The sequence below is a fragment of the uncultured Corynebacterium sp. genome, from assembly GCF_902782855.1.
Lineage (GTDB): Bacteria > Actinomycetota > Actinomycetes > Mycobacteriales > Mycobacteriaceae > Corynebacterium.
Genome location: NZ_CACZOO010000324.1, coordinates 1 through 10182, shown reverse-complemented (window position 1 = coordinate 10182; position 10182 = coordinate 1). Strand labels below are relative to the sequence as shown.

7 protein-coding genes and 1 pseudogene are annotated in these 10182 nt (G+C 66.8%); 7 read left to right on the top strand and 1 reads right to left on the bottom strand.

Annotated elements, in window-relative coordinates; genetic code table 11:
- Positions 1 to 183: 183 nt before the first annotated feature.
- Entirely contained in the window at positions 184 to 627 is a 444-nt protein-coding gene (gene rplK / locus QZV72_RS13075; protein WP_297009018.1) for a 50S ribosomal protein L11, read from the top strand.
- A 153-nt stretch (positions 628 to 780) separates the two neighbouring features.
- Complete coding sequence (gene rplA, locus QZV72_RS13070; protein WP_297009017.1) at positions 781 to 1485, top strand: 50S ribosomal protein L1; 705 nt, start codon at positions 781 to 783, stop codon at positions 1483 to 1485.
- A gap of 52 nt (positions 1486 to 1537) precedes the next feature.
- Here the strand turns inward: rplA and QZV72_RS13065 are convergent, their stop codons facing one another.
- On the bottom strand, positions 1538 to 2545 hold the full coding sequence (locus tag QZV72_RS13065; RefSeq protein WP_297009016.1) for a triacylglycerol lipase: 1008 nt from the start codon (positions 2543 to 2545) through the stop codon (positions 1538 to 1540).
- Positions 2546 to 2908: 363 nt separating this feature from the next.
- Between QZV72_RS13065 and rplJ the strand changes: the two genes are divergently transcribed.
- The 5 genes and pseudogenes from rplJ to QZV72_RS13040 form a co-directional block, all read left to right on the top strand.
- A complete protein-coding gene (gene rplJ, locus QZV72_RS13060) occupies positions 2909 to 3427 on the top strand; it encodes a 50S ribosomal protein L10 (protein ID WP_297009015.1) in 519 nt (172 codons plus the stop codon).
- An 81-nt stretch (positions 3428 to 3508) separates the two neighbouring features.
- Positions 3509 to 3889: a 50S ribosomal protein L7/L12 gene (gene rplL, locus QZV72_RS13055; RefSeq protein WP_297009014.1), complete on the top strand. Its 381-nt coding sequence runs from the start codon at positions 3509 to 3511 to the stop codon at positions 3887 to 3889.
- Between the two features lie 99 nt (positions 3890 to 3988).
- Positions 3989 to 5008, top strand: coding sequence for a DUF3068 domain-containing protein (locus QZV72_RS13050; RefSeq protein ID WP_297009013.1), 1020 nt, complete (start codon positions 3989 to 3991; stop codon positions 5006 to 5008).
- Positions 5009 to 5314: 306 nt separating this feature from the next.
- The gene (locus QZV72_RS13045) at positions 5315 to 8824 is read left to right on the top strand and encodes a DNA-directed RNA polymerase subunit beta (RefSeq protein ID WP_297009012.1); all 3510 of its coding nucleotides are present in this window, start codon (positions 5315 to 5317) and stop codon (positions 8822 to 8824) included.
- A 78-nt stretch (positions 8825 to 8902) separates the two neighbouring features.
- Positions 8903 to 10182: pseudogene (locus tag QZV72_RS13040) on the top strand (DNA-directed RNA polymerase subunit beta'); the annotation flags it as partial.

Here is a 10182-nt window from a genome sequence, read left to right as displayed (position 1 = left end):
GAGTTTGACCAGGTCGAGAAGCTCAACTAAGCTCTCTCCGGTTGCCTGCAGGGACTTCCCGGCAGGTGACACGACAGACATTCCACCCGGTGGCCGGTATCCAGCCCGGCATCCGGTCAGGCCGTTCCCACCGTCGCCACGGGGGGAGCCCCGCGAGCCTGATACCACGTGAAGAGGTGCAACATGGCGAAGAAGAAGAAGGTCACCGGCCTCATCAAGCTCCAGATCCAGGCTGGCGCGGCCAACCCGGCTCCGCCCGTCGGCCCTGCGCTCGGTGCGCACGGCGTCAACATCATGGAGTTCTGCAAGGCCTACAACGCGGCGACCGAGTCGCAGCGCGGCCAGGTCGTCCCGGTCGAGATCACCGTCTACGAGGACCGCAGCTTCGATTTCAAGCTGAAGACCCCGCCGGCCGCCAAGCTGCTGCTGAAGGCCGCCGGTGTCCAGAAGGGCTCCGGCGTCCCCCACACCGACAAGGTCGGTGAGGTCACCTGGGCGCAGTGCCGTGAGATCGCCCAGACCAAGTTCGAGGACATCAACGCCAACGACCTGGAGAACGGGGCCCGCATCATCGCCGGAACCGCCCGCTCCATGGGCATCGTCGTCACCGGTATCCCGGCCAAGTAGTACCGGCCCCGCAGCACCGGCCGGGTTGAGCCGGCCCTGCAGGACCGGCTCTGTAAGTCCGGCCGGGTGACCCCGGCCGTGAATAGTTCGCAGCACCGTGGCAGGGCCCGCTCCGGCCCGCACCACAGTCCGATTCCACTGATTGGAACCCCAATGAGCACCAAGTCCAAGGCCTTCCGGGCCGCCGCCGAGAAGATCGACGCCGGCCGCATCTACCGCCCGATCGAGGCCACGAAGCTGGCCAAGGAGACCTCCTCCAAGAACTTCGACGCCACCGTCGACGTCGCCATCCGCCTGGGCGTCGACCCCCGCAAGGCCGACCAGCTGGTCCGTGGCACCGTCTCCCTGCCCAACGGCACCGGTAAGAACGTCCGCGTCATCGTCTTCGCCGAGGGCCCGAACGCCACCGCCGCGGAAGAGGCCGGCGCCGAGGCCGTCGGTACCACCGAGCTGATCGAGAAGATCCAGGGTGGCTGGACCGATTTCGACGCCGCGATCGCGACCCCGGACCAGATGGCCAAGGTCGGTCGTGTCGCCCGCGTCCTCGGCCCCCGTGGGCTCATGCCGAACCCGAAGACCGGCACCGTCACCACTGACGTCGCCAAGGCCGTCCAGGAGATCAAGGGCGGAAAGATCTCCTTCCGCGTCGACAAGGCCTCGAACCTGCATGCCGTGATCGGCAAGGCGTCCTTCACCGAGGAGGCGCTCGCCGAGAACTACGGTGCGCTGCTCGATGAGCTGCTGCGTCAGAAGCCGTCCGCGGCGAAGGGCATCTACCTCAGGAAGATCACCATCTCCACCACCTCGGGCCCGGGCGTCCCCGTCGACCCGTCCGTGGTCAAGGACTACACCGCGTAGTTTCCACCGGTCCCCCTCCCGGTCTGCGGGAGGAGGACGCGACGAACCCCCGTCACCGTGTTTCTACGGTGGCGGGGGTTCGTCGCGTGTGCGTGGGCACGGTCTTCTGATCCCACCGTCCTCCGACCCTGCCCCAGAGAGGGAGGACGCAGCCGGTGACGTGCGGGTGCCGTGCCCGGTAGTCACCGTCGGGCCCGTGGTCGAGGGCCTCGAGCATGAGGTCGAGGGCCCGCGGCGAGTACAGGATCGCCAGATGGTCGCTGAGGTCGAGGCCGTTGCCGTGGTCCTGGATCCGGAGATTGCGCACCCGCGCTCCCTCGCCGGGCTCCAGGAACTGGGTGCGCCACGGGGTCACGATCTCGTCATAGCTGGTGCACAGCATGGTGTAGTCGACCCCGGGGACGGTGTCCCCGTGCAGATTGATGTGGGCCATCGCCGCCGAGCCGTTCATCTGGTCCTCGGCACAGCGGCCGAGGAGGGCGCGCAGCGGACCGTAGAGGCCGCGGTTCCTGGCCCACCGCCCGAGGGTGCCGAGACCGCACATCGTCGTCCCGTGGTTCGAGCCGGCGAAGCCGACGACCCGGCGCACCTTCGGGGGCGCCCCGGCTCCCGGACCACCCGCACCGCCGGAGTCGCTGAGGTACAGGCGTGCCTGGGCGACGCCCTGGGAGTGGCAGACGAGGTCGACCGCGGTGGCGCCGGTGCGTGACAGTACCCGGTCGATGAACGCTGCGACCTCGGTCTGGGACGCGAGCAGTCCGCCGTTGCCGAAGCAGGCGCGGCGTCGTCCCAGGAACGAGGAAGGGTCCTGTCCGTAGTTGACGGCGAAGACACGGTGGCCGGCGTCCACCAGTGTGGGGGCGACGAGCGCCCAGGTGCAGTAGCTGTTCATCCAGGTGCCGTGGAGGAGGACCACGGGGACCGATCCGGGGCCCGAGTCCGCCAGCGGGGTGTCCCAGTCGTTGACCCCGTCCGGCATGCGGTGCGGGTGGCGTTGGGAGTGGAGGAACGCGGGGAGGAAGCTGCGCGGGGTGCGGTCGGTCACGAGGGGAGTGTTCATTTTCACGACCATATCGTGACCGGTGCCCGCCCGGCGTGGAACCACTGGTTTTGTGTGTCGCACGGAGGTGGTCTAGGCTGTCACACGAAGTTTGACCGCGGGTGACCGCGGACGTTCAAGTTTCACCGAAGACCGTCGGTCACTGCATCCTCCCGGGGTTTCCCGGAATTCCGGGAGGATGTGGCGAAGGACCATCGTAGAACGATGGCGGCCCGCGCAGGAGAAACACGAGGACATGCAGCTCCCGCCCCTCCGGGGTGGTGATGCTCCGACACGCCCCGTGCCTCTGCGGCACGGGGCGTGTCGTCGTCTGCGGGGCCCGACGGTCAAGACACTGACAGACATCAGGAAGGAGGCGAGAGTATGGCAAACCCGAAGAACACCGCATCCGTCGCGGAGCTCACCGCCCGTTTCGAGGACGCGTCCGCCACGGTCCTCACCGAGTACCGTGGCCTGACCGTCGCCGAGACCACTGAGCTGCGCAAGGCGCTCGGTACCGACGTGACCTACTCCGTCGCCAAGAACACCATGATCAAGCTGGCCGCCAAGCAGGCCGGTGTGGAGCTCGATGATGCTCAGCTGACGGGTCCGACCGCTGTCGCGTTCATTCGCGGCGAGGCTGTCGACGCGGCGAAGGCCCTCAAGGCCTTCGGTGGCGAGCACAAGTTCCTCGTGATCAAGGGCGGCAACATGGATGGCAACATCCTCGACGCCGCCCAGGTTGAGGCAATCGCCGAGCTGGACAACCGCGAGACCACGCTGGCCAAGCTGGCGGGCGCCCTCCAGGGCTCCCTCACCAAGGCCGCGCAGCTGTTCAACGCCCCGGCTTCCCAGGTTGCACGGCTCGCCGCCGCGCTCCAGGAGAAGAAGGACGCCGCGTAGGCGGCGCCCCTCTGCGGAACACACACTCCACATACCCCTGCTCCGCCGGACGGCGGGGCGCATGAACGAAAGGAAGCCACCATGGCTAAGTTCACCAACGACGAGCTTCTCGAAGCTTTCAAGGAAATGACCCTCATCGAGCTCTCTGAGTTCGTCAAGCTCTTCGAGGAGACCTTCGACGTCACCGCCGCCGCCCCGGCCGCCGTCGCCGTCGCCGCCGGCCCGGCTGCCGCCGCCGCCGAGGAGAAGGACGAGTTCGACGTCGTGCTCGAGGATGCCGGCGCCAAGAAGATCGGTGTCATCAAGGTCGTCCGCGAGATCGTCTCCGGTCTGGGCCTGAAGGAGGCCAAGGAGCTCGTCGAGTCCGCCCCGAAGGCGATCGTCGAGGGCGCTACCAAGGACGACGCCGAGGCTGCCAAGGCCAAGCTCGAAGAGGCCGGCGCGAAGGTCACCCTCAAGTAGGAGAACCCCCGCTCGTCGCCGAGCGTCCCGGCCCCCGGCCCGCACCACGTGTGCGGGGCGGGGGCCGTTTCCGTGTCGGGCGCATATACGATGGTCGGCATGCTGCCGAAGTCCCGTGTTCTCGCCGTCCTCGCCCTGGGTCTCGGATGCGTCCTGCTGGGGGCGGGGCTGATCCTGCCGCACCTGGTCGACGAGGAGCGGCCGGTGCCGTTGGATCTTGCGGAGTCCCGGTTGACCGTCACCGATCCGGTGGCGACGATCGGCCGGGCCTACCTCGCCACCGCGGGGGAGGGGGATCCCGACGTCGTCACCGGCCCGGTGTCCCGGAACTGGGCGGTGACCCTGGGGGAGCCGGCGGACGGTGACGAGGCGGCCGCCACCGTCGGGGTCTCGACGCTGCGGGACGACATGGCACAGTCCCTCGGCGACCAGGCCGGCCTGCTGGACGCCGAGATCTGGACGATGCGGGTCGACCGTCGCTCCGGGGCCGTCACCGGGGACGTGAAGGTCGCCGACACTCTCGGCACCCCGGCAGGTGAAGCCACGGTGGACGGTCAGTGGGTGAAGTTCCCGCAGGACACACGGCAGGGGGAGTACCCGTTCTTCGACACGCTGCTGCGCCGCGCGCTGCCGGCGTCCTTCGACCGGGCCGAGGAGCTCGGGGGCCGTGAGGTCTACATCTTCCGCCAGGAGATGGACGCCGAGCCGGTGCTCGACGGTAACCCGCACCATCCCCGGCTGACACGGACGGACACCGTCCCGGCGGTGCGGGACGGGGACGGACGGGAGACCGCTCCGGCGTCCGTTGAGGTCTCCACGCTCCACCGCAGCGGCACCCGGGAGATCACCGTGGAGCCCACCAGCGGCATGATCGTCTCGGTCCGTGAGGACCTCCACGACTACTACGCCGCGGCGGACGGCAGAGAGACCGGTCTGCTGCTCGACCTGCACGGGGAGACCCCGACGGACGACCGTGACGCGCTGCTGGACCAGGCGGTCGCGGTGGGGGAGGACAGGCCGGTTCGGACCTGGTCTCTTGCATGCGTGGCGATCGGTGCTATCGTGACTGTCGTCGCAGGAATCGTGGCCCTCCGACCGCAGCGGAGGGGCCGCAGATGAGCGTCGGGGTGGTGGTTCCGGTGAGCAGGTCCGGTGGGTAGGCGGGACGGGTGGACTTACGCCCGAGTGTGATATAAGGTTGACGTTTGCGCTGGACTGACATCCGGCGGTTCTGCGGAGAACACCGACGACCTTGACGGGTGATGCCTTGAAAACACCACTTGACAAGGTCCATTAAGTGTTTCCGCGCCCGGGATGGACTTCCGGGACTGGACCACCGGGGCGTCAGTCCCTCACAGACCATCACAGACCGTACGCTCAAGCAACCGTGCCCGCCGCGACATCCGTTCCCGGCAGACACGTGAGGTGCTGGAAGGACCCATCTTGGCAGTCTCCCGCCAGACCAGTTCCACGGCCGGAATCCCCGGGGCTTCGCATCGATACTCCTTCGCGAAGATCGATGCCCCGATCGAGGTGCCCGGTCTTCTCGACGTTCAGAGAGAGTCCTTCGCCTGGCTCGTCGGCACGCCGGAGTGGCGTGCCCGTCGGCAGGCACAGGCAGAGGAGGGGACCGTCGTCACAAGCGGTCTCGAGGACATCCTCGACGAGCTTTCCCCTGTCGAGGACTACTCCGAGAACATGTCCCTGACCCTGTCCGAGCCGCGCTTCGACGACGTGAAGAACACGATCGACGAGTGCAAGGACAAGGACATCAACTACGCCGCGCCGCTGTACGTGACCGCGGAGTTCACCAACGCCCTCTCGGGCGAGATCAAGAGCCAGACCGTCTTCATCGGTGATTTCCCGATGATGACGGACAAGGGCACGTTCATCATCAACGGCACCGAGCGTGTCGTCGTGTCCCAGCTCGTCCGCTCCCCGGGCGTCTACTTCGACGAGTCCATCGACCCGTCGACCGAGCGTCCGTTGCACGCCGTGAAGGTCATCCCGTCACGCGGTGCATGGCTCGAGTTCGACGTCGACAAGCGAGACACCGTCGGTGTGCGCATCGACCGTAAGCGTCGCCAGCCGGTCACCGTCCTGCTGAAGGCCCTGGGGCTGACCACCGAGGAGATCACCGCGCGCTTCGGTTTCTCCGAGATCATGATGACCACCCTTGAGAAGGACGGTGTCTCGAACACCGATGAGGCCCTTCTCGAGATCTACCGGAAGCAGCGCCCCGGCGAGTCACCGACACGTGACTCCGCCCAGGCCCTCCTGGAGAACAGCTTCTTCAAGGCCAAGCGCTACGACCTGGCCAAGGTGGGCCGCTACAAGGTCAACCGCAAACTCGGCCTCGACGGCGACACCGGGGCGATGACGCTCACCGAGCAGGACATCCTCACCACCATCGAGTACCTGGTGCGCCTGCACGCCGGCGAGAAGACCATGGTCTCCCCGGACGGGACCGAGATCCCGATCGGCACCGACGACATCGACCACTTCGGAAACCGTCGTCTCCGCACCGTCGGCGAACTGATCCAGAACCAGATCCGGGTGGGTCTGTCCCGCATGGAACGCGTCGTCCGCGAGCGGATGACCACGCAGGACGCCGAGTCCATCACCCCGACCTCGCTGATCAACGTGCGCCCGGTCTCCGCGGCGATCCGCGAGTTCTTCGGCACCTCCCAGCTGTCCCAGTTCATGGACCAGAACAACTCGCTGTCGGGCCTGACCCACAAGCGTCGTCTGTCCGCCCTGGGCCCCGGTGGTCTGTCCCGTGAGCGAGCCGGCCTCGAGGTCCGCGACGTCCACGCCTCCCACTACGGCCGGATGTGCCCGATCGAGACCCCTGAGGGCCCGAACATCGGCCTGATCGGTAACCTCGCGACCTACGCCCGCGTCAACCCGTTCGGCTTCATCGAGACCCCGTACCGCCGGGTCTCCGAGGGCGTCATCACCGACCAGGTGGACTACCTCACCGCCGACGAGGAGGACCGGCACATCATCGCCCAGGCGAAGACCCCGGTCGACGCCGACGGTCGTTTCGTCGACGATCAGATCGAGGTCCGTCTCCGTGGCGGCGACGTCGAGGTCGTCCCGGCCACCGAGGTCGACTACATGGACGTCTCCCCGCGGCAGATGGTCTCCGTGGGTACCGCGATGATCCCCTTCCTCGAGCACGACGACGCCAACCGTGCCCTCATGGGCGCGAACATGCAGAAGCAGGCTGTTCCGCTGCTGCGCGGCGAGGCCCCGTACGTCGGCACCGGTATGGAGCTGCGTGCCGCCTACGACGCCGGTGACGTCATCATCACCCCGAAGGCCGGTGTCGTGGAGTACGTCTCCGCCGACTACATCACCGTCATGGACGATGACGGGGTGCGCGACACCTACATGCTCCGTAAGTTCGAGCGCACCAACCAGGGAACCTGCTACAACCAGGTTCCGCTGGTCGACCAGGGGCAGCGGGTCGAGGCCGGTCAGGCCATCGCCGACGGTCCCGGCACCCACAACGGCGAGATGTCGCTGGGCCGTAACCTCCTCGTGGCGTTCATGCCGTGGGAGGGCCACAACTACGAGGACGCCATCATCCTCAACCAGCGTGTCGTCGAGGAGGACCTCCTCACCTCGATCCACATCGAGGAGCACGAGATCGACGCCCGGGACACCAAGCTCGGCCCGGAGGAGATCACCCGCGACATCCCGAACGTCGGTGAGGACGTCCTCGCCGACCTCGACGACCGCGGTATCGTCCGTATCGGCGCCGATGTCCGTGACGGCGATGTCCTGGTCGGCAAGGTCACCCCGAAGGGTGAGACCGAGCTGACCCCGGAGGAGCGCCTGCTGCGCGCGATCTTCGGTGAGAAGGCCCGCGAGGTCCGTGACACCTCGATGAAGGTGCCGCACGGTGAGACAGGCAAGGTCATCGGCGTGCGCGTCTTCTCCCGCGAGGACGATGACGACCTGGCACCCGGCGTCAACCAGATGGTCCGTGTCTACGTCGCCCAGAAGCGCAAGATCCAGGACGGCGACAAGATGGCCGGCCGTCACGGTAACAAGGGTGTCGTCGGCAAGATCCTGCCGCAGGAGGACATGCCCTTCCTGCCGGACGGCACCCCGGTGGACTTCATCCTGAACACCCACGGTGTCCCGCGGCGTATGAACATCGGGCAGGTCCTGGAGACCCACCTCGGCTGGCTCGCCAAGTACGGCTGGCACGTCGACACCGAATCGTCGGACCCGAAGGTCCAGGCGATGCTGGAGACCCTCCCCGAGGACCTCTACGATGTCCCGCCGGAGTCCCTGCTGGCCACCCCGGTGTTCGACGGTGCAGAGAACGAGGAGATCTCCGGTCTGCTCCGTTCGATCAACCCGAACTCCGACGGCATGAAGCTCACCGACGAGTTCGGCAAGGCCGTCCTCATCGACGGCCGGTCCGGTGAGCCTTTCCCGTACCCGGTCTCGGTGGGTTACAAGTACATGCTGAAGCTGCACCACCTCGTCGACGAGAAGATCCACGCCCGTTCCACCGGCCCGTACTCCATGATCACCCAGCAGCCGCTCGGTGGTAAGGCGCAGTTCGGTGGTCAGCGCTTCGGTGAGATGGAGGTGTGGGCCATGCAGGCGTACGGCGCGGCCTACACCCTCCAGGAGCTGCTCACCATCAAGTCGGATGACGTCGTCGGCCGTGTGAAGGTCTACGAGGCCATCGTCAAGGGCGAGAACATCCCCGACCCCGGCATCCCCGAGTCCTTCAAGGTCCTCCTCAAGGAGCTGCAGTCCCTGTGCCTCAACGTTGAGGTGCTCGCCGCGGACGGCACCCCGATGGAGCTCAGCTCGACGGATGACGACGAACTCGACCACGCCAACGCCGCGCTGGGCATCAACCTGTCCCGCGATGAGCGCCCGGACGCCGAGAGTGACGTCGTCTAGTAGACGGCTTCCCCTGAAGACCCATCTTTTCCACCGCACTACCGCCCTCCGGTCCACCGGAGGGGAAAGGGAGTCCCTGTGCTGGACGTCAACTTCTTTGACGAGCTCCGCATCGGTCTCGCCACCGCCGACGACATCCGTCGGTGGTCCCACGGCGAGGTCAAGAAGCCTGAGACCATCAACTACCGCACCCTGAAGCCCGAGAAGGACGGCCTCTTCTGCGAGCGTATCTTCGGCCCGACCCGGGACTGGGAGTGCGCCTGCGGCAAGTACAAGCGAGTCCGCTACAAGGGCATCATCTGCGAGCGCTGCGGCGTCGAGGTGACCAAGTCCAAGGTCCGCCGTGAGCGTATGGGCCACATCGAGCTCGCCGCCCCGGTGACCCACATCTGGTACTTCAAGGGTGTCCCGTCCCGTCTGGGTTACCTGCTCGACCTCGCCCCGAAGGATCTCGAGAAGATCATCTACTTCGCCGCGAACATCATCACCTCGGTGGATGAGGAGGGCCGTCACAACGACCAGTCCACTCTCGAGGCTGAGATGCTCCTGGAGAAGAAGGAGGTCGAGAACGACCGCGACGCCGAGCTGGCGGAGCGTTCCGAGAAGCTCGAGGCCGACCTGGCCGAGCTCGAGGCCGCCGGTGCCAAGGCGGACGCGAAGCGCAAGGTGCAGACCGCCGCCGAGCGCGAGATGCGCCACATCCGTGAGCGCGCCGAGCGCGAGGTCGCACGTCTCGACGAGATCTGGACCACGTTCGTCAAGCTCGCCCCGAAGCAGATGATCGTCGACGAGGGCATCTACAACGAGCTCTTCGACCGCTACGAGGACTACTTCACCGGTGGTATGGGCGCCGAGGCGATCCAGACCCTCATCCGGTCGTTCGACCTCGAGGCCGAGGCCGAGATCCTCCGGGAGACCATCCGCTCCGGTAAGGGTCAGAAGAAGCTCCGCGCCCTCAAGCGTCTGAAGGTTGTCGCCGCGTTCCTGCGGTCGGGCAATGACCCGGCGGGCATGGTCCTCGACGCGGTCCCGGTGATTCCGCCGGAACTGCGCCCGATGGTCCAGCTCGACGGTGGCCGCTTCGCGACCTCCGACCTCAACGACCTCTACCGTCGTGTGATCAACCGCAACAACCGCCTGAAGCGCTTGCTTGACCTGGGTGCACCCGAGATTATTGTGAACAACGAGAAGCGCATGCTGCAGGAGGCCGTAGACTCCCTGTTCGACAACGGCCGTCGCGGACGTCCCGTCACGGGTCGCGGTGGCCGTCCCCTCAAGAGTCTCGCTGAGGCTCTCAAGGGCAAGCAGGGTCGCTTCCGCCAGAACCTGCTAGGCAAGCGCGTCGACTACTCCGGCCG

What these genes read in the sequence shown, in the direction of transcription:
- rplA (WP_297009017.1), top strand. Translation starts at nt 781, where the DNA reads ATGAGCACCAAGTCCAAGGCCTTCCGGGCCGCCGCCGAGAAGATCGAC.
- rplJ (WP_297009015.1), top strand. Translation starts at nt 2,909, where the DNA reads ATGGCAAACCCGAAGAACACCGCATCCGTCGCGGAGCTCACCGCCCGT.
- QZV72_RS13050 (WP_297009013.1), top strand. Translation starts at nt 3,989, where the DNA reads ATGCTGCCGAAGTCCCGTGTTCTCGCCGTCCTCGCCCTGGGTCTCGGA.
- QZV72_RS13065 (WP_297009016.1), bottom strand. Translation starts at nt 2,545, where the DNA reads ATGAACACTCCCCTCGTGACCGACCGCACCCCGCGCAGCTTCCTCCCC.
- rplL (WP_297009014.1), top strand. Translation starts at nt 3,509, where the DNA reads ATGGCTAAGTTCACCAACGACGAGCTTCTCGAAGCTTTCAAGGAAATG.
- rplK (WP_297009018.1), top strand. Translation starts at nt 184, where the DNA reads ATGGCGAAGAAGAAGAAGGTCACCGGCCTCATCAAGCTCCAGATCCAG.